Origin of the sequence: Flagellimonas hymeniacidonis (assembly GCF_008040165.1) — a bacterium.
Classification (GTDB): Bacteria; Bacteroidota; Bacteroidia; order Flavobacteriales; family Flavobacteriaceae; genus Flagellimonas; species Flagellimonas hymeniacidonis.
Map to the genome: position 1 here is coordinate 258,563 of NZ_VRUR01000001.1, position 19,818 is coordinate 278,380.

Sequence of the window (19,818 nt, forward strand, 5' to 3'; positions counted from 1 at the left end):
TTAATACCTCCCTTTCCTGGCAACTTTTTGAAGATATCATTGAAGTTGCTCAAAAAAATGATATTCCAGACAACCTTTTTAAAACGTACCGCGTCTATCTTTATAGAAAACAAATCGAGAACCACTTTTGAAAATCGTCTCTTTGTATACAAACGAAAAGCTTTTTATTAAAAAAGCTATTGCCGGAGATCAGCAGGTACAAAAACAATTGTACGAAAAATATGCCCCTAAGATGTTGGGCGTGTGCAGACAGTACATTAAGGATCTGCAATTTGCAGAAGATGTTATGGTAAATGGATTTGTTAAAGTCTTTCAAAATTTGAAATCCTTTCAGCATAAGGGAAGTTTTGAGGGTTGGATAAGAAAGATTATGGTGCGGGAGAGTATCTCTTATTTACGCAAGAAACAGTTTGTGGTCTATGACGATGAGGTGTACGAATCCCAGTCAAAGGAAATAATTAGTAGCGACTCATTACTCGATGTGGAGTATGTGCAACAACTAATAGATAAACTTCCTGAAGGGTATAAGATGGTTTTTTTGCTCTATGCGGTAGAAGGGTACAAACACCAAGAGATTGCCCAAATGTTGAAAATTTCTGAAGGCACCTCAAAATCGCAATTGTTTAAAGCACGAAAATTGCTTCAAGAAAATTTGACCTTAAAGGGGATGTCGCCCAGAATTAAATCAGGTGATTAAAGAAATTGGTATGGAAAAATTGGAAAAACATATAAAAGATAGATTGGAGGAACGAAAAATCACTCCTTCAGCACAAGCATGGGACAAGATTGCGGCCCAAATCGACACGGAGGAAAAACCAAAGCAGAGAGGATGGTATCTATATGCCATAGCAGCAAGTTTCATCGGTATTCTGTTAGTCTCGATATTCTTCTTTAAATCGGAACAGCCTGAAGGTAATACGATTCCTGTCGAAGTGGTAGAAGACAATAACTCCAAAAAGGATTTAATCCAACCTAAGGAAGAGAATATCAATTTTAAAAATAAGGTACAGAAAGAATCAGCAGTAGCAGAAATTGATTCAAATAGTACGCGTGAAGACCCATCTCTAGATTTCAAGCCTGTTGTATTGCCTATTGAAACGGAAGTAGCAGAGGAAACCGTCAAAAATCCAATACAGGATAGTTTTTTAAGTGATTCTAACGATTTAATAACTCAAAAAGTAAATGAAATTGTGGCTCAGGTTACTCTTTTGGAAACCACGAATGAAGAAGTGACTGATGCCGAGGTAGATTCCCTTTTAAGAGCTGCACAAAGGCAAATTCTTTCAGAAGAACTGTTTGCCGAAAACGGCGCCGTAGATGCCATGGCATTGCTTTCGGAAGTTGAGGGAGAATTGGATGGCTCATTTAGAGATCAAATTTTTGATGCCCTCAAAGATGGCTACTTTAAACTACGAACTGCTGTGGCCGACAGAAATAATTAAAATATTCATCAATCAAAAGACCTTTTTAGTTTTCCTCCCAATAGGCTTTGGGAGGAGAATTGGAAGGGACAAAAAATCAAAAAACATCATGAGAACAATTACATTGTATCTAGCTTCACTTTTCTTGTTAGTTCTTTCTTACCAAGCCATCGGCCAAGAAAAATATGAACAAAAAATTGAAGTGTTAAAGGCTCAAAAAGAAAGAATTACCCAGCAGGAGAAAGAAGCACTTAAGTTTGAAGTGAAAGATATCAACAGACGCGTAAGCAAGGGTGATTTAACGTCAGAAGAAGCTAAAATACTTAAAGCTGAAGTGGCCAAAAAAAGAGCGCAAAACATAGAAAATAGAATTGCCATTGTAGAGAATCAAATATTATTATTGGAGAGAAACCAAGGAGATGCCTTGGTTTTAATGGAAGCGGATACCATAACGCATGACGGAGTTCGAGTAGGTATTGATATTGATGGCAGACCGGCATTTTCATTTCGTTCCCGTGACTGGAAAAGAGAGGTGAAATACGATAGGAGAACCTATTCAGATTTTGTCTTTGCCATTGGCCTCAACAATGCTTTAATAGAAGGACAATCTTTGGATAATTCGCCTTACAAAATTGGAGGAAGTAGATTTTTTGAAATGGGATGGCAATGGAGGACAAGAGTCTTTCCACGATCCAATTGGTTACGTTTTCATTATGGTTTTTCTTTTCAGTTTAATGGATTAAAGCCAGATGACAACCAGATATTTGTTCAAAACGGAAATCAGACCAGTTTGGAAGAGTTCGAATTTGAACTGGACAAATCAAAATTAAGAATGGATAACCTGGTATTTCCCGTTCATTTTGAGTTTGGTCCTTCGCGACTTAACAAGACAGAGAAGAGCTTTAGGTACTCCATCCGAAATCAATTTAGAATTGGCATCGGGGGGTATGGAGGATTTAACCTGGGTACACGTCAAAAATTAAAATACACCAGAGATGGGGAACAGGTAAAGGATAAATTTAAAAGGGATTATAATACCAGTGATTTAATTTATGGTCTAAGCGCCTATACAGGTTTTGATGGTATTCTTTTATATGTAAAGTATGATTTAAACCCCATATTTAAAGATGCTCCAATTGAGCAAAACAATATTTCTTTGGGCCTTCGGTTTGATTTATAGACCAACCAAAAATGCCTCCCTGCTATTTTAAATGGTATCTAAAAAAGGGAGGTGTTTTAATGATTTAAAACATAGGTTTATCGATTCAGTCCCTTCTCCATCCCTGGTGTAAACTCTTCCTCGTAAAACCCTCGCTTGCAATGCGAACATTCAGCAAATTTTGAGGTTTTCAATTTAAAAATGGGAATCCAGAACAAATGCACGTAGTTGGATTGCGAAACTGTCATCAGCGTACCCTTTTGGGCACAATATGGGCAAGAAACAGTATTTAATGTTTTGGTTTGCTTTTTACCTGTTTTTGTACCGAAGAAGAGAATCACTTTTAACTGAGTTTACGTATTTAAGGACATTATATCATTAAGTAAATAAATAAAAAATAGTTTAATCCATAAAAAAAGCCCCTAATAGAAGGGGCTTTTTGTTTTTAGTAATACTCTAATCTACTATATGCACCCGTCCTCCAACAAATGTACTTTTATTTACTCTTTTGGGTTTTCCATAAACTCGAACATCACCTCCTGCTTTTACATTGATATCCACCTGATCTGATGCAAAAACCTCAGCTTCTCCTCCAGCTGAAATTTTAATATCGGTATTGGCAGTCCTTAAATCCCTACCATCGAAAATTCCACCAGTATTGAGTACAATGGATTGGTTTTTGGCTAATCCTGATGCTTCAACAATTCCTCCGGTGACCGCTCTAATGTCAGCATAGTCCACATCCATTCCAATGCGGATTTTAGCTCCTTCTTGAGCACGAAGTTCAATTTTGCTTTTCTTGACCAACTCATTACAAGTAATTTTTGCGCCTTCATTACCATCTATAACATCCAAATCGGTATAATACACCTCTATTAGGGTTTCTTCCCCTAGAAATTTTTTATCTAATTGCATACGCAATTTTAGCACACCATCTCTATTCATCCATACAATATCATCTACATTTCTTCCTTTGATCATTATTCTATTATCATCAGATTGAATAAGATTCACTTCAATTAAATCAAAAACCTTGATTTTATCAAAATCCCCCACTTCTGTATCAATCATACGTTGGGAAAAAATGGTGCTGGAGAATAGTACTAGACCGAGTGTAAACAGTTTTTTCATAATAGTGTGAGTTTACTTTTTTTAAAGATGATATTTTTATAAATCTGTTACAGTCGGATTAAAAAAAATGCCATTTAAGACTAAAAAAGTATTAAATGGCATTTATAAAGGTTGTTATGTTAGATTACGCGTTGATAATCTTCTCTTGATGGTTAATAGATTCTTGATGGATTGCTTTAAACATTCTTAAAACAAACTCCTCACTCAATCCTTTGGATTCTCCTTCAAGAATCATGGCACCTAAGATTTGATTCCATCTGTTGGATTGTAATACGGCAACGTTTTTTTGTTTTTTAAGCTCCCCTATTCCATCCGAAATTTTCATACGCTTTCCTAAAGTATCTATTAACTGATTGTCAATGACATCTATTTGTGCCCTAAGGTTGCTTAGTTTGCTATTATACTCCGCTTCTTCATCAGTTTCCTTTCTAATTCTAAGGTCTTGCATAATTTGTACAAGTTTTTTGGGTGTTACCTGCTGTGCGGCGTCACTCCATGCATTGTCTGGATCATAATGCGTCTCTATCATTAGTCCATCAAAGTTCAAATCCAATGCGGTTTGTGATACATCAAAAATCATATCCCTTTTCCCTGTAATGTGCGAAGGGTCATTTATTAATGGTAAATCAGGAAATCTGTTCTGGAATTCAATAGCCAATTGCCATTCTGGAATGTTTCTATATTTACTCTTTTCATAGGTGGAAAACCCTCTGTGAATTGCCCCTAGTTTCTTTATTCCGGCAGTATGCAGACGCTCTATTCCCCCGAGCCATAAGGCTAAATCTGGGTTTACCGGATTTTTCACCAATACTATTTTATCGGTCCCTTCCAATGCATCCGCTAGTTCCTGCATGATAAAAGGACTTACTGTTGATCGTGCACCAATCCAAAGTAAATCTACATCATGTTCTAAAGCAAGGTCTACGTGAGCCCTATTAGCAACTTCGGTAGCCGTTTTTAAGCCTGTTTCTTCTTTGACTCGCTGCAACCACTTTAAACCTAAGGCTCCAACACCCTCAAAATTTCCAGGACGCGTTCTTGGCTTCCAAATGCCTGCTCGGTAGTAATTTACGTCAGTATCTTTTAAGTTGTGTGCAATTTTAAGCACTTGATCTTCTGTTTCTGCACTACATGGGCCAGCGATAACCAAGGGATGTGGTAAATCCATATCATCTAGCCATTTTCTCATTTGCTTATTGTTTTCCATAATCAATTCTCATTTTTTGTAAGTGGTATTCCCTTTAATATTTGTTTTATTCTATTGGTATTGTTCATTTCTTTATATACATTTTCAAAGTCCCCGCTTAAAAGCAATTGCTTAAATCTTTCTAGGTTGTGAATATATTCCTCCAAAGTTTCCACCACATTTTCTTTGTTTTGCTCAAAAATTGGTGTCCACATGTCTGGAGAACTTTTTGCTAAACGAACGGTACTCTCAAAACCACTCCCTGCCATGTCAAAAATATCACGCTCATTTTTTTCTTTTTCAATTACCGTCTTTCCCAACATAAATGAGCTTATATGTGATAAATGGGATACATAAGCTATATGTTTGTCGTGCGCTTCAGGATTCATATACCGAATGCGCATTTTCAACTTCTGAAAAATTTCAAGTGCCTTTTCTTGAAGTTTGAATGCGGTTTTTTCAACCTCGCAAATAATATTGGTCTTCCCCTCATACAAGCCATTAATTGCCGCTGAAGGTCCTGAAAACTCCGTACCTGCAATGGGGTGGCAAGCCAAGAAATTTCTTCTTTTGGGGTGGTTATCAACTGTTTCGCAAATTAGTTTTTTGGTAGATCCGGCGTCCATTACTACAGTTTCATCACCTACAGCATCCAAAATCTTTGGTAGTTCCTTTACAAGAGCATCCACTGGAATACTAACGAAAACCATATCAGCGGTAGCGAGAGCATCATAAGTTCCTTTTTGGTCTACTAACTGCAGTTCTAAAGCCTCATCTACATGAGCTTCTTTTTTATCTATTCCAATGATATTTGCATCTGGGTATAAGCGTTTTATATCCTTTGCAAAAGATCCTCCTATTAATCCAACACCAATGATAACTAAGTTCATACCCTAAAATCTTTCGATTGCTTCCATAATTCTCTCCTCTTTAACACACAATGAAAAACGAATATATCCTTCTCCATTACTGCCAAAAATAGTTCCTGGAGCTATGAAAATATTCTTGTCATATAGCAATTGGTCTATAAATTCTTCTGAAGAAACTGAACCTTTGGGAAGTTTACACCAAACAAACATTCCCACTGCCTTTTTATCATAGTTACAGCCCAATTTTTCAGCTAACTGAAACATAAGCTCTCTCCTCTTTGTATATACCTCATCCAAAGCTTCAAACCATTCTGGCCCGCTCTTAAGGGCAGCTATGGCTCCCTTCTGAATTCCATAGAACATTCCGGAATCCATATTGCTTTTTACTTTAAGAACTGCGTTGATATGATCCGCACTGCCTAACACCATTCCCACGCGCCAACCAGCCATATTAAAAGTCTTACTTAAACTATTAAGTTCTAAAGTGCAGTCTTTGGCACCATCAATAGACAAAATACTTGTTGGGTTGTTGGATAAAACAAAGCTGTACGGATTATCATTTACCAGCAATATATTATGCAGGGTGGCAAAATTGATTAAGGATTTTAACTGTGATATGTTGGCGGTTGCTCCAGTAGGCATATGGGGATAACTAACCCACATAATTTTCACCTTCGAAAGGTCCGTCTCAGTCAATTGTTCCAAATCTGGAAACCATCCATTTTCTGCCTTTAAATCATATGTCCGTGGAATGGCTCCTACCAATTTGGTTACGGCAGCATAGGTCGGATACCCTGGATTAGGCAACAAAACCTCATCACCTTCATTTAAAAAGGCCATGCTAATATGCATAATACCTTCCTTAGACCCCATAAGGGGTAAAATTTCATTTTGACTGTTCAAGGCTACCCCAAATTTTTCTTGATAGAATTGTGCTATTGCCTCTCGCAGTTCAGGCAAGCCCTGATAACTCTGGTATTGATGGGCACCCATATCTGTAATGGAATCTCTCAAAGTTTCCAAAACTTTAGAAGAAGGCGCCAAATCTGGACTGCCAATGCCCATGTTTATGATGGGTTTTCCTTGATTGATAAGTCCTCTTACCTCTCTCAATTTTTTAGAGAAATAATATTCTTGTACGCTATGTAACCTATCCGCTACGATCATGACAGCAATGCATTTTTATATTCACCTAAAACTCTAAAATCCTCAGACATGATCTCCAACAATGCCTTTGCTTTTGAAAAATTACTGTATGCATCAAAAGTCACATCCACAAAAAAGGCATATTTCCACGGGGTTTCTATCACTGGCAATGACTGAATCTTGGTTAGGTTTAAGTTACAATCACTCATTACATTCAATACAGTTGCCAAGCTCCCTCGCTTATGATCCGTTATGAAACGTAAAGAAGCTTTGTTGATTTCTTCTTCTGGTAAAACCTTGTTTTGCTTTTTTAGGATGATAAAACGGGTAGCATTATTCTTTATGGTCTGAATTTCGGGAGCAATAATTTCCAAATTGTATAAGTCGGCCGCCACTTTCGGAGCAATAGCTCCAATATGTTTCAACTCCTTATCCATAATACGTTTGGCCGTCTCTGCAGTATCCACATCTTCCACTAGTTTTATGCTCGAATATTGCTTAAAGAATTCTTTACACTGCAATAAAGCCATTGGGTGAGAATGGACCTCCTTAAGATTATGAAGCGAACATCCTTTTAACATCATTAAGTTATGATGGATATTTAGGTAATGCTCGCCAATAATGTGCATATCATTATGATATACTAGATTGTAATTGGGAATTATGGATCCTGCTATAGAATTTTCGATGGCCATAATTCCTTTATCCGCCGAACCATTTTGCAAATGTTCTATAATAGCATCAAAAGAAAGGCATTCCAACAAATCTATGTCCTCACCAAAATAGTCCTTTGCCACTTGATGGTGGTTAGATCCCTTTATTCCCTGTATTGCAACTTTTAAATCCATTGTAAAAAAAAAGTCCCGATTTGCATCGGGACTTTATGTGTTATTATACGTAGCGTATATTTAGAACAGTCCCGTACCTCTTTTAAAAAAGAAGTAGAAATAAAAACCGTTCCAGAAATACGTTTTTGTCATTTTGTTGTAAATCTTGGGCTAAGATAGGTATTCAATTGAAAAACAAAAGCTAAACCCAAAATTTTTTCGATTTTTAGCAAAATGCTCAAATTTGTTGAATATTACTTTGTAGAAATATCCTTTTTTTAAGAATTCATAATGTTTCTGGATTTTTCAAATTCCAATAGAATGACCAAAATAGATTCGTTTACCATTTCAAAATGAGATAACCAACGTAGATTGAGAAATCTAAAACCGTATTTTTGAATTCAAATACATCTGAATGTCCATTACAGTAAAAAACATCACCAAGACTTTTGGTAAGCAAAAAGCATTGAACAATATTTCTTTTTCCATTGATAAGGGTGAGATTGTCGGTTTTTTGGGTCCAAATGGTGCTGGAAAATCTACTATGATGCGCATTTTGACCACATACTATAAGGCTAATTCGGGCGACGCCGAAGTAAATGGATTTGATGTTTTAACAGCTGATCGAGAGGTTCAAAAAAGCATTGGTTATTTACCAGAACATAATCCACTCTACCTAGAAATGTATGTAAAGGAATACTTGGCTTTTAATGCTGATGTCTATAATGTTCCCAAGCAACGTATTGAAGAAGTTATTGAACAAACTGGTCTTACATCTGAAGCCCACAAGAAAATTGGTCAATTATCCAAAGGATATCGGCAACGCGTGGGTCTGGCAGCTGCTCTATTGCATGACCCAGAAGTCTTGATTCTAGATGAACCTACTACTGGACTTGACCCCAATCAGTTGATTGAAATACGCAAGCTGATTCGTGAAATTGGAAAAGAAAAGACCATATTGCTTTCTACCCATATCATGAAAGAAGTTGAAGCTGTCTGTGACCGCGTCATCATCATCAACAAAGGGGAATTGGTTGCTGATAAAAAATTGGAGGAACTCCGCGAGGCCAAAGAACAGATTATAGAGGTGGAGTTTGATTATAGAGTTGAAGAAGTACTGCTAAACAAATTACCCAGCGTATCCCATGTTAAAAATGCTGGAGGCTTTACTTATGAAATTACCTTTACCACCTCCAAAGATATGAGACCTGTCGTTTTTGATTTTGCGCATGACAACAAATTAAAAACACTTCAGCTAAGCAGAAAAAATAAAAATTTGGAGAGTTTGTTTACCGAGTTAACCTCTTAAATGGGGCTAACAAATTATACCTAAATTTAAGAGACAAATTTGAAGTTAATGAAACAGTATTTAAAAGTATTTCTTCTTGCGATTACAGTTGTTTTTTCATGTAAGACTGATAGAAAAAACGAGAATGCCGCAGTAGACACCAAAGAAAATCCTAAGGAAACGGCATTTTTTAAAGCTAATCCACAAGCTATTCCAGAACAAGAAGTAACTACTCTAAAAATAGGAGAAAGCGCACCTGATTTTAATTTACCAGGAACGGACGGAAAATTTCACACTCTAAATGATTATACTAATGCCGAAGTATTGGTCATTATTTTCACCTGTAACCACTGCCCTACTGCTCAAGCATATGAAGACCGTATGATACAGCTTACCAAGGATTACAAAAACAAAGGTGTTCAGGTAGTTGCTATTTCCCCCAATTCTGTTAAGGGACTGTTGCTAAATGAATTGGGCTATAGTGATTTGGGTGATACTTTTGAAGATATGATTACCCGAACTGAAGATAAAGGGTATAATTTCCCGTATTTATATGATGGTGATACCCACGGTGCTTCTTTGAAGTATGGACCAGTAGCTACTCCGCATACATATGTCTTCAATAAGGAACGAAAACTGACTTATGTAGGCAGGTTGGACACTTCTGAAAAACCGGGTAGTGCAAACGCCGAAGATGTACGAAATGCGATTGATAAAACACTAGCAAGTGAATCTATTAAAGAACCTGTCACAAAAACATTCGGTTGTTCTGTAAAATGGGCATGGAAAGATAACTATGCCAAAAAAATAAATAAAGAATGGCAAGAAAAAGAGGTGACATTGGAAGAGCTTTCCGCTGATGGCATCAAAGAACTCTTCAAAAACGATTCTGACAAATTACGCCTCATCAACGTATGGGCTACATGGTGTGGGCCGTGTGTACATGAATATCCTGAATTTGTAGACATCCACAGGATGTATCGCGGACGCGATTTCGAATTTATTTCAATTAGTGCAGATAATTTGAAGTCTAAAGATCGTGCTTTAAAGTTCTTACAAAAGAAACACTCTGCCTTGACCAACTACATCTATTCAGAAAGTGATAAATATAAAATGATAGAAGCCGTAGACCCTGAGTGGGACGGCGCATTGCCCTATACTGCATTAGTTGCCCCGGGAGGTGAAATTATATATCGAAAAATGGGTGCTATTGATCCCTTTGAACTAAAAAAGACCATAGTAGAGCATCCAATGATGGGGAGGTATTACTAGAAATTAATTAATCCTATCCAAGTTTTCATCAACATCTTTGTTTTTGAATTTTGTCACCTTGGAATTGCCAAAAACATATTTTACAGAAAACGCCATTTCTTTGGCATCGGCAAAATAAACACCTTCAGCTTCAACACCATTAATGGAGTAGCTTTCTTCAAAGTTCATTGCTCTGGTGATATCGTTTAGACGAATTGCACACTGCAGTTTTTTAAACAGTGTTTTTGTAACGGTAGCATCTAGTACCAACATGTTGTTTCGCTGAAATATCCCTTCCTGTCTTCTGGTCAATAACCAGCCTCCAAAAGCAATTGTGGTATCCTTCGCAATAGCGAATTGTTGATTGGAATATGCATATACATACGGATTTGTATTTCCTAAATCGGCTGTGCCATCTTCTATTTTGTTATAGATAAGACTAACCGTATTGGTCGAAGTCCACTTTTTATGTGAAAAAGGCAATGTCAACCCTGCCGAAAATCCTGATTCTTTTTCTAAGTTTATTGTCGACAAAATAGCTCTTTCCAATCCATCATCATATTGAATCGTGAAATACGTAGGATTGGCATTTCGGTAATATGTTAGATTGATAGATTTATTTTTCCATTGAAAGTTGGCAGACAATTCATTGCTCAATGTTGGCAATAAGTTCACATCATTGACGCCTTCCAAAAAAGGATTAATAAATGTCCTTATTGTGCTTGTCCCGCTGAAATTTGGACGTGAAATACTCCGGGCAAAATTTACCGATATCGTTTTTGTACTATCCAATTTTATATTCAAACCAGCCTTAGGGAATAGGTTGGTATTCTCTCGCTCCACAAGAGGAGAAACTTCACTTTCAAGTTGCCCCGTCACTTTATTGTACTCAATTCGTAATCCCAAATTATAGTCTATCCAGTTTTTTACATTTCCAGATAATGCAGAATAGGCTGAATGCAATTTTTCATTGTAGTCAAAATCAAAAATAGTCTCTGTATTGCCCTCAAATTCTTGTATTTTGGTAAAAGCGACCGCCCTTGCTTCATTAAGGTTTGCTCCAAATTCCCATTTCAGATTATCCGAAACACTATGTTCCAAATCCACTCTAAATGCCAATGAATTGATTTTATATTCTTGCTCCCTAATCTCATCCAAATTAAACCCAGCCTGATTAAAGTTATTAGACACTTCAGTATCCAAAGTTTGCTTAAATGAAGAATATTGAAATCCAGTGAAGAGGTTAAACTCTTTGGACAATCTTGCATTATAATTAAAATTACTGCTGAAATAATCCTTAGTATTATCATTTTTGGATTCTGAACTAACGTTGTCCTCCCCTTCTTCACTCCGAATTAAGGTTTCCGTTTCTATGGGAGCCTTATTCGTTTGTCGTCTAAACGTTGTATTGAATGAAACATGATCGTCTTTTTTTAGAGGATGGAAAAAACCTAATCCACCATTAAATTCTTGACGCATGTTTAATGGTATCAATACTAGGTAATCTGAAAAAATATCTTCCTCTGGAATATTGAATGCAAACGTATGACTCTCCCATTGTCCCAAATCATTAAAGCCAAAATTCCCTTGAAGGATTGATTTCCCATTGGAATAATTTCCATTCGTGTTGAAATAATTGTTGATGTTTCTTCTAAAAGATACTGTCTCACTAGTATTCACTTTTATACCTTTCTGTAAGTTTCTCTTTCTTACGACCAATAACACCGCCCTACCCTCTGCTTCATATTTTGAAGAAGGATTGTTGATCAATTCAATACTTTCAATAGCATCAACAGAGAGCGTAGCGAATTCCTCAAAACTAATCCGCTGGCCGCCCAAATAAATCAAGGGAGTTCCCTTACCAATAATTGAAATGGATTCTCTGTCCGCAGAGATTTGAACATTGGGCAGCTTCGCCAAAACATCTATGGGGTCGGGCATGGAAGAGAATATAGGATTCTGAGTATCAATTTTTAGATTACCATTCCTGTTTGTAATTGGGTTTTTGGCTGCAACTACCTCAACATCTTCAAGTTGGGTTAGCGCTTCTTTCAATACAATTTGTAATTCTATGTTTTCATTAAGTATGATTTCCTCGGTATAATCTTGATATCCAAGAATGGAAATAATCAAATGATAGCTGTTTTCTAAAAGACCTTCCAATTTGAATTCTCCATCAAGCAGCTGGGTGTACTTCACCAAGTCCTTTTGGTTGATATCATACAAAAGCACATCTCCTAAAGAAATAAGGTGTCCGTTTTCATCTGTTACATTTCCAGATATGGTATATTCATTTTGACAGTAGGTCGGTACTATTGCAAAACAAAAGATTAGCCAATATAGATACTTCAAAACAGTTACATTTTGAAGCAAAGTAACAAGTGAACAAGGCTGTCAAGAAAAATAGAAGGTCTGATTTAGGTACTAGTACCCGTACTCTTTTGTAAAAGTTCTTGCCTATTGGCAACATTTAATTTGCTGTAAATATTGGTTATATGGGTCTTTACCGTGCTGAGGCTAATAAAAAGCTCATTGGCAATCTCTTTATTGCTTTTTCCTTGAAGAATAAGACGACGGACTGTTCTTTCCTGCTTGCTCAAAACAGAAACCAACGACTCTTGTCGCTTTCTTCTCATTCTTATTGTAAAAACACTTAGCGTTACAACAATAAAAAGTAACCCAAAAATTATCAGTTTGCTTTGCTGTAATTCCCTTTCTAAACCAATGTTAGTTAAATAAGCTAGTTTTCTTTCTAAAAAAGCATAAGAGGAAGGGTCTAAATCACTTGCCTGTAATTCTGAGAGCAAGTTTAGATAATAGGTTTCATTTTGGGCAATATCCGTATCCAATAACTGTTGTTTATCCAATTGTTGAATCCCAATCAATTTTACCATCAATATTTGAAGCGAATCTTTTACAAAACCTTTTCTAGGATTTGTCATTTCATCAGAAGATGTATACTGGGCAATTAAGCCAGATTCAAAGTTTTTGAACTTTTGCCACTCCAATTGAGCTTGATTGGTCGTCTCAAAATTGGCAAATAACTGGTTCCCTTTTTTGAATCTTACAAAGTCGTTTTTAGAAAGAATAAACTCAACTTCTTTTTTAATGGTATCATTAAGCACCTTCCTAATTCTATTAATTGAAAGCCGATACAATTCGTTTGATGCTGAAATGTACTTTTTATTAAAAGCAAAAGAGCCGTCTTTTTTAATTTTTGCTATGGCTACTGGCTTTCCGTCTCCTTCCTTTTCCAAATTGTTTAGTGAAAGCTTACTCAGCTGCACGTTTGGTTCCCACGCATCAAGGTTCTCTACGTTAACAAATCCGGAAATAGCATTCTGGGCCGAAAGTTGGAATCCGAATATGAGAAAAGTTAGGATTAAAATAAACTTCTGCATCAAAAAATACTTAATGAATAAATTTAAGGTATTTAGGTGGTTGGGACAATCCCCATAGTTGTTTTGCTCCTTCAATTGCATTGCATTTTTTTTCAACGCTATTTTCCAGCAAACATCATGTTATTCAAATATGCAAATCGGTACTTTTGCATTTGCGATGTAATAATACTTCATGAAAAAGAACCTGGCCAGTTTAGAATTATCAAAAGAAGCAATGAAAGCGTATGGCGACCATGTGGTTGATGCCATTATTGAACACTACCATACTCAAAACAGCAAACTTCCTGTGGCAAAAGGTTCCAGAGAGGAAATGGATTCTCTTTTTCTTGAGGAAGCCCCAGAAAAAGGATCTGACCCATTGGATGTGCTTCATTTTGTTTTAGAAAAGGTGATGACAAATAGCACGGATATGTCTCATCCAAAATCGTATTCCTTTGTACCCGGTCCAAGCAACTACATTAGCGTAATGGCCGATGCCCTTGCTACCGGTTTTAATATTTTTTCTGGCGGTTGGGTAGCCTCCCCTGCTGCTGCAGAACTGGAAATCATAACCATACAATGGTTGCTAAAAATATTTGGCTTTCCACAAAAAAAAGGTGGGGGTATTTTTACTAGCGGAGGCTCTATGGCAAACTTGACAGCATTGACCACTGCCAGAAGAATTAAATGCGGACAAGATTTCTCTAAAGCAGTAATCTACCTTTCTGACCAAGCACACTCATCCAACATAAAAGCGATACGCGTTTTAGGGTTTAAAAAAGAGCAGATTAGAATAATACCAACAGATCTTGAATTTAAATTTGCCATTAACAAACTTAAAAACTGTATTGCAAAAGATAAGTTGGAAGGACTTTTGCCATTTTGTCTCATTGCGACATCTGGAACCACAAATACGGGTACTATTGACCCACTATCAGAGCTAGGTGCAATATGTAAAAAAGAAGATATCTGGTTTCATATTGATGGGGCTTATGGTGCTGCGGCTATTTTAGCTTCAAAAGGAAAACAACTTTTAAAAGGTATTGAAAAAGCCGATTCTTTGACTGTGGACCCTCATAAATGGTTTTTTCAACCTTATGAAATGGGTTGTCTATTGATACGAAATCATAAGCATTTAAGCCACACCTTTACCGAAAAACCGGAGTACCTTAGAGATATTGAAGGGAATACTTCAGAAATCAATTTTTACGATCATGGTATTCAACTTACCAGAAGATTTAGGGCACTAAAGTTTTATATGTCTTTAAAAACGTATGGTTTAAAAGAATTTAGAAAGGCCATTACTTATAATATAGATTTGGCGGAAGAAGTGGAAACGATACTGAGAGGCAGTAAGCATTGGCAGGTTGTTTTCCCAGCGACTTTGGCCATTATTAATTTTAGGTACAATCCCATTGAAAAAAAGCATTCAAAAAAGGAGTTGGATGCCATCAATCAATATATTTCGGAAAAAGTGGTGTCTTCTAGAAAAGCATTGCTAGTCACCACTGTCTTGCATGGAAAAACCGTCTTACGAATGTGCCTCATCAATCCTAGAACAACATTGGATGATGTAAAAGAAACTTTGGCGCTTTGCGAAGCATTTGCAAAGGACCGCGATTAAAAAATACGTACTTATTTAGAAGACAAATGTTTGCGGTGTTCAAAAATGGTCATGAACATTCTCACACTTATATTTCTGGCCCTCTGTTTTGCTTTTTCAGCATTTTCACCCACAAAATTAGCATCGATGGTTTCAATCCAATGGCGTAACCAAATTCCAAAGTGATAATTGGAAATTTCGTGATTCATTTTTTCATCCAGCTCTGCATGTACCATCAAGGGGTTGCCTTTGTACTTCTGCACAAAAAATAAATTGGTCTCCCAAAAATCTACCAGCTTGTCCATATGTGCTGGCCAATCATCTATGGTTTCGTTAAAAAAATGACCTATCTCAGCATCCTTTCTTACTTTATCGTAGAACTGGGTTACCAGTAAGCGGACTTCCTTTCGTGTTTCTATTTGCACTCTTGCCATATTACAGCAAATTTAATATTAATACGACCGTACTGAGAACAACGCTAATGATAAAAAGATTAAATATAATTTTAGGAGGCTGTTGTGATAGCACAGAAGCATTAAACCCCATACATGCTATGGTCACCAAAAACAGCTGAAACATTTGAATGGCAGATGCCCCGTTTATCAAAATATACATGGCAGCTACAGACCCTAAGCAACTTTGGCCGATTATAAATATGGGAGAATAGCCGTTGATACTTCTTTTAAATTCCTGCAAACCTTTTGAGTAGAGTTCCATAATATATCTCATTTGTCATATTATGAAACAAAATTATTCTAGGCTGGACACTTGTTTTTATGACTTAAATCATAAAAGAGCTAATGTGTTAAAAATTTCTATCGGACTATTTTGTGAGATTGAAGTTGGAGGATTCTTTTCTTTTCCATGGATTTAATGGCTCGGATTACGGTTTCTACCCTGAGTCCTGTTAGGTCGGCCATTTGTTGCCTAGATAATTCAACTAAATATGGTTCCTCGTCTGGAATCTTATGAATATGCGTTTTAAAATAGTCAATAAGTTTTAGCAACCTATGTTCAGGGCTTTCTGATGAAATCTCTGCCACCATAGTAGCTTTATAATGTAAACGCCCCGCCAATACCTTGGTTATGGACAAATGCACCTCTGAGTTTTCTTTTAGCAGTTCAAAGAACTTTTTCTTTTCAAGCCTCCACACTGTACTTTCTTCAACAGCTTCGGCATATGCAGGATAGGTTAAATCGGCAAATAAGGGCGGTTCACCAAAACTTGACCCCTCAGAAAATATACCTTGTATAAACTCCTTGCCATCTTCATTAAAGTTGTTCATCTTAATTTTCCCGGAAATAACCTGAAAGTAATAGCGAGGCAAAGTATCAACTTTAAAAAGCACCTCTTTTTTTGAAAGGTGCACCTTTTCCGCTCCATATTTTTTTAATAGATCGTTTGAAATCATATTTTTTCTTCAAACTCAATACAATCAAGGCGAATATCTGAATGCTTTAGTTGCTTTTCCAAAAGATGACAATAATGATTTGCTGTTGTTTTCTCATAAAACTTGCATGCAAAACAGGTACGCTGTACCGTTAAAATACCAGTTCTATTCAGTTGATAAATTAATTTACTTAATGTCTTAAACAGGTTTTCCTTTTCCTCGGTTCCTACAGTTTCCAATTGATCTGCCAAAGGGCTTGCAAAATGTTCTGTCTTTGAAACAATTTCTTGTCCTGTACTTGAAAGTAATATGGAGTAACTTCTATTATCAGCAGAAGAGTAATCTTTAACGATGTATCCTTTTTTATCCAACACCCTTATGGCGTCGCTAATAGTGGGTTTGGTCACATTAAATTCCAAAGCTAAAAAACTCACATTATTGAATTCACTTTTATGATAGGCCACAAAAATCAAAATTTGGATTTGAATCGGACTCAAACCCAATTCCTTGGCTCTTTCCCATAAAAGCACCTTAAACGCTTGAGATATGCGTTCCAGACCCGTAATTATTTTACTCGAAAGGTCATTTTGTTGCTGTTCTGGATTAAAAACACTTTTCTTGTTCATAAAAACAAAGCCTGCCGATTATACGACAGGCAAAGTTAGTTATCCTAATTAAATTAGGAACAATTTTCCATTTCAATAATATAATATCCGTCTGCCTCTATATCTTCTGTAACCTGCACAGGTGCCTGCTGCATATGGCAAAACTTACATTCATTAACAGATAACTCCCTTGTTGTAAAAGATTTGGAAGCTAGATACCGCTTGCCAAAACCAAAAATCACATCAGTATCCGTTAAGGTACTAGGCACTAAAATGTCAAAATGCATGACCTTACCATCTTGTCGCTGAACATAGGTATCCCAAACTGAGACTTCCATACTACTATTTTATGGTATAAGGTAAGGACAAATCGCCACTGGCAATACTAAACACTTCATATACTCCAAGCATAGGCATATCATCAATACTTGTGTTTACTTTCATAAAAGCAGTGACCCCATCATACTTAAAATCCGTTTTGTTATTAATGCGATAATCAGGTACAATCACTTTGATTATTTCATTTTTGGTAAGTACTGGATATCCAGGAGAATCCATATACATTGGCATACCCGGATTTGTTGGCGGAAGCACCACCGTTTCATCAGCCTTTTTAAACTGCTTAACTGAAAGTCCGCCAGCTACCCTTTTGTCCTCGGTGAGTATCACCCAATGCGGATGCCAAACTACACCATCGTTATCAAAAATAGTATCACTATTCTCATCCCAAAGTGGTGTATCATCAAAATCTGGGTGGGAAGTTAAAGCCAAGGCAACAATACCCTCCGTTGCGTTAAAACCAACATCTGTAGGTTGCAGACTCGTTGGAAAAACGTATCCAAGTACTGGAGCACCATCTAGTTGCCCAACAGCAGTTGGCACAGTGGCCCCTGCATTACCATTTACGGCCAATTCCCAAACCGTTACTCCTAAATCTGTTTCATGAGTAACTTGTGTGGCCTTAATTTCAAAATCTGAATTGTTATAAGGACTTTTTTGAGCACAAGAAGTAAATAGACTACCTCCAATCAACATGCCCATCATTACTAAATTTTGTGATTTCATAACTAAAAATATTTAACTGATAAGGATTCCTAACTTGTAAGGTTTAAAAAATGATTAGCCTTTGACATCTTCAATTGAAGCACCATAATTAATATGTAGTACACTTCCATTAGGGGTAACCAATGCGGGTACAGATTTAATTCCCAAGCCTTCAGCTTCAGAAATTCTACTTTTATCCTCCCCTATGTTCACAATGGAAATATTCTTTGCTCCCACAAGACCAATTAACTCTTGCTCCGCGGTTACACAAACTGGACAGCCTGCATGATAAAAAACTGATTTACTCATTTGTATTGTTTTTAGATTTTGCATTATTGCAATACAAATATAGTTAGGATTCCTAACTTAATAAAATATTATTTGGATTTTAGATGAAGTTTTGAATGTTCTCCAGATCTTCTTGCACTTTAGGATCCGTACAGTTAATCAAAATGGAGACAACCATGTGGTCTTTTGGGTATACAAAAAAGTTGGAATATGCACCAACACTATTGCCTATATGCCCTATATAATCGCGTCCAAGATGGTCTTGACTTACTTGAAAACCCAATCCGTAATAGGTTGGCTTGCCATTCACCATTTGTGAAGTGAGTATTTCTTTTACTATTTCCGGTCTGGCCAACTTATGCTCTAAAATGGCTTGTCCCAATTTGGAAATATCGTTGCTAGTGGACAAATAACCTCCACCAGCCAGTTTAAAGAAATTATTGACTGGCACTGAGTCTTTAAACCCCATTGTGGTTTTAGTATAGCTTTGAGCCAAATTCCCAACCGCTCTTTTAGTAAGTTCCGGCGAGTACGTACTTGTCATTCCCAGAGTATCAAGTATTCTTTGTTTTACATACTTTTCAAAGGGAATTCCACAAGCCTCTTGCATAGCAAGGGACAGCAGCACAAAATCAAAACTATTATACAAGTATCCCTTTCCAGGTTCAAAAACCAAAGGATCGTCTTTAAAAACCTGAATACTCTCTTTAATGGAATATGGCTTGTTCATAGCATATTCCTTACCTCTGTATCCTCTAATGCCCGCAGTATGACTCGCTAACTGTCTTAAGGTGAAATCAAATTCTTTTTTGGGATAGTAAGGCACATAGTCATAAAACGAAGTATCTAAATCCACTAGCTGTTCCTCTACCATTTTTGCCAGTGCCATGCCAGTAATACATTTTGAAACACTAGCAATTCTGAATATGGTTTTGTTAGGATTTACTTTATGTTTTTCTTCCAAGTTGGCATAGCCGTATCCTTTTTCAAGTACTATCTGGCCTTCCTTTAAAATGGTAACTGCTAGCCCAGGTATCTTTTTTTCAGCAATTAAATTATGAAGTATGGCGTCGTACTTATTAAATCCATCGAGATGATCAAGGGATTTAACCTGATCAGGACTAAATATATTTTTAAGGTATGAAAAGAATGAATTCAATCTTTAGAATTTGTCTTTCCGAATGTAATGAGAAATTCTAAACTTTCATGAGACTACCATCTACGTGTAA

At 36.6% G+C, this 19,818-nt stretch carries 21 protein-coding genes; 6 read left to right on the forward strand and 15 right to left on the reverse strand.

What is annotated here, in order from left to right; translation table 11 throughout:
• The first annotated feature begins 127 nt into the window (after positions 1-127).
• The 3 genes from FVB32_RS01215 (at position 128) to FVB32_RS01225 (ending at position 2,601) form a co-directional block, all read left to right on the forward strand.
• Positions 128-697 (forward strand): RNA polymerase sigma factor, encoded by a 570-nt coding sequence (locus FVB32_RS01215; RefSeq protein WP_147740769.1) that lies wholly within the window; start codon positions 128-130, stop codon positions 695-697.
• A gap of 10 nt (positions 698-707) precedes the next feature.
• On the forward strand, positions 708-1,442 hold the full coding sequence (locus FVB32_RS01220) for a hypothetical protein (RefSeq protein WP_147740770.1): 735 nt from the start codon (positions 708-710) through the stop codon (positions 1,440-1,442).
• Positions 1,443-1,530: 88 nt separating this feature from the next.
• Positions 1,531-2,601, forward strand: coding sequence for a porin family protein (locus FVB32_RS01225; RefSeq protein WP_147740771.1), 1,071 nt, complete (start codon positions 1,531-1,533; stop codon positions 2,599-2,601).
• 77 nt (positions 2,602-2,678) lie between these two features.
• Here FVB32_RS01225 and FVB32_RS01230 read toward each other — a convergent pair whose 3' ends face one another.
• From FVB32_RS01230 to FVB32_RS01255, 6 genes are all read right to left on the reverse strand, one after another.
• Positions 2,679-2,921, reverse strand: coding sequence for a zinc-ribbon domain-containing protein (locus FVB32_RS01230; RefSeq protein ID WP_147740772.1), 243 nt, complete (start codon positions 2,919-2,921; stop codon positions 2,679-2,681).
• Positions 2,922-3,036: 115 nt separating this feature from the next.
• Positions 3,037-3,711: a head GIN domain-containing protein gene (locus FVB32_RS01235; RefSeq protein WP_147740773.1), complete on the reverse strand. Its 675-nt coding sequence runs from the start codon at positions 3,709-3,711 to the stop codon at positions 3,037-3,039.
• Between the two features lie 124 nt (positions 3,712-3,835).
• On the reverse strand, positions 3,836-4,918 hold the full coding sequence (locus FVB32_RS01240) for a bifunctional 3-deoxy-7-phosphoheptulonate synthase/chorismate mutase type II (protein ID WP_147740774.1): 1,083 nt from the start codon (positions 4,916-4,918) through the stop codon (positions 3,836-3,838).
• 2 nt (positions 4,919-4,920) lie between these two features.
• Positions 4,921-5,787 (reverse strand): prephenate dehydrogenase, encoded by an 867-nt coding sequence (locus FVB32_RS01245; RefSeq protein ID WP_147740775.1) that lies wholly within the window; start codon positions 5,785-5,787, stop codon positions 4,921-4,923.
• A 3-nt stretch (positions 5,788-5,790) separates the two neighbouring features.
• Positions 5,791-6,933, reverse strand: a complete 1,143-nt coding sequence (locus tag FVB32_RS01250; RefSeq protein ID WP_147740776.1) for a pyridoxal phosphate-dependent aminotransferase — start codon at positions 6,931-6,933, stop codon at positions 5,791-5,793.
• Entirely contained in the window at positions 6,930-7,760 is an 831-nt protein-coding gene (locus tag FVB32_RS01255; protein WP_147740777.1) for a prephenate dehydratase, read from the reverse strand. The genes FVB32_RS01250 and FVB32_RS01255 overlap by 4 nt, the downstream gene beginning before the upstream one ends.
• 394 nt (positions 7,761-8,154) lie before the next feature.
• Here FVB32_RS01255 and gldA point away from each other — a divergent pair, with 394 nt between their 5' ends.
• Both gldA and FVB32_RS01265 read left to right on the forward strand, forming a co-directional pair.
• Positions 8,155-9,048, forward strand: coding sequence for a gliding motility-associated ABC transporter ATP-binding subunit GldA (gene gldA, locus FVB32_RS01260; RefSeq protein ID WP_147740778.1), 894 nt, complete (start codon positions 8,155-8,157; stop codon positions 9,046-9,048).
• Positions 9,049-9,096: 48 nt separating this feature from the next.
• On the forward strand, positions 9,097-10,299 hold the full coding sequence (locus FVB32_RS01265; protein WP_147740779.1) for a redoxin domain-containing protein: 1,203 nt from the start codon (positions 9,097-9,099) through the stop codon (positions 10,297-10,299).
• A 3-nt stretch (positions 10,300-10,302) separates the two neighbouring features.
• Here FVB32_RS01265 and FVB32_RS01270 read toward each other — a convergent pair whose 3' ends face one another.
• Together FVB32_RS01270 and FVB32_RS17985 are read right to left on the reverse strand one after the other, a co-directional pair.
• The gene (locus tag FVB32_RS01270) at positions 10,303-12,630 is read right to left on the reverse strand and encodes an outer membrane beta-barrel family protein (protein ID WP_147740780.1); all 2,328 of its coding nucleotides are present in this window, start codon (positions 12,628-12,630) and stop codon (positions 10,303-10,305) included.
• A 65-nt stretch (positions 12,631-12,695) separates the two neighbouring features.
• On the reverse strand, positions 12,696-13,679 hold the full coding sequence (locus tag FVB32_RS17985; RefSeq protein ID WP_317132192.1) for a response regulator transcription factor: 984 nt from the start codon (positions 13,677-13,679) through the stop codon (positions 12,696-12,698).
• Positions 13,680-13,851: 172 nt separating this feature from the next.
• On the opposite strand from FVB32_RS17985, the gene FVB32_RS01280 reads away from it, so the two are divergent.
• Positions 13,852-15,282 carry a pyridoxal phosphate-dependent decarboxylase family protein gene (locus FVB32_RS01280; RefSeq protein WP_147740781.1) on the forward strand — a complete coding sequence of 477 codons (1,431 nt, stop codon included), beginning with the start codon at positions 13,852-13,854 and terminating at the stop codon, positions 15,280-15,282.
• Positions 15,283-15,293: 11 nt separating this feature from the next.
• Here the strand turns inward: FVB32_RS01280 and FVB32_RS01285 are convergent, their stop codons facing one another.
• The 7 genes from FVB32_RS01285 to FVB32_RS01315 form a co-directional block, all read right to left on the reverse strand.
• Positions 15,294-15,695 carry a group III truncated hemoglobin gene (locus FVB32_RS01285; protein WP_147740782.1) on the reverse strand — a complete coding sequence of 134 codons (402 nt, stop codon included), beginning with the start codon at positions 15,693-15,695 and terminating at the stop codon, positions 15,294-15,296.
• A gap of 381 nt (positions 15,696-16,076) precedes the next feature.
• Entirely contained in the window at positions 16,077-16,673 is a 597-nt protein-coding gene (locus tag FVB32_RS01290; protein WP_147740783.1) for a Crp/Fnr family transcriptional regulator, read from the reverse strand.
• The gene (locus tag FVB32_RS01295) at positions 16,670-17,278 is read right to left on the reverse strand and encodes a MarR family winged helix-turn-helix transcriptional regulator (RefSeq protein WP_147740784.1); all 609 of its coding nucleotides are present in this window, start codon (positions 17,276-17,278) and stop codon (positions 16,670-16,672) included. Before FVB32_RS01295 ends, FVB32_RS01290 begins: the two co-directional genes overlap by 4 nt.
• Before the next feature lie 53 nt (positions 17,279-17,331).
• Complete coding sequence (locus FVB32_RS01300; RefSeq protein ID WP_147740785.1) at positions 17,332-17,595, reverse strand: DUF2024 family protein; 264 nt, start codon at positions 17,593-17,595, stop codon at positions 17,332-17,334.
• Between the two features lie 4 nt (positions 17,596-17,599).
• Positions 17,600-18,322 carry a hypothetical protein gene (locus FVB32_RS01305; RefSeq protein WP_147740786.1) on the reverse strand — a complete coding sequence of 241 codons (723 nt, stop codon included), beginning with the start codon at positions 18,320-18,322 and terminating at the stop codon, positions 17,600-17,602.
• Positions 18,323-18,376: 54 nt separating this feature from the next.
• Entirely contained in the window at positions 18,377-18,610 is a 234-nt protein-coding gene (locus FVB32_RS01310; protein WP_147740787.1) for a thioredoxin family protein, read from the reverse strand.
• Positions 18,611-18,689: 79 nt separating this feature from the next.
• Complete coding sequence (locus FVB32_RS01315; RefSeq protein ID WP_147740788.1) at positions 18,690-19,748, reverse strand: serine hydrolase domain-containing protein; 1,059 nt, start codon at positions 19,746-19,748, stop codon at positions 18,690-18,692.
• Positions 19,749-19,818: the final 70 nt, after the last annotated feature.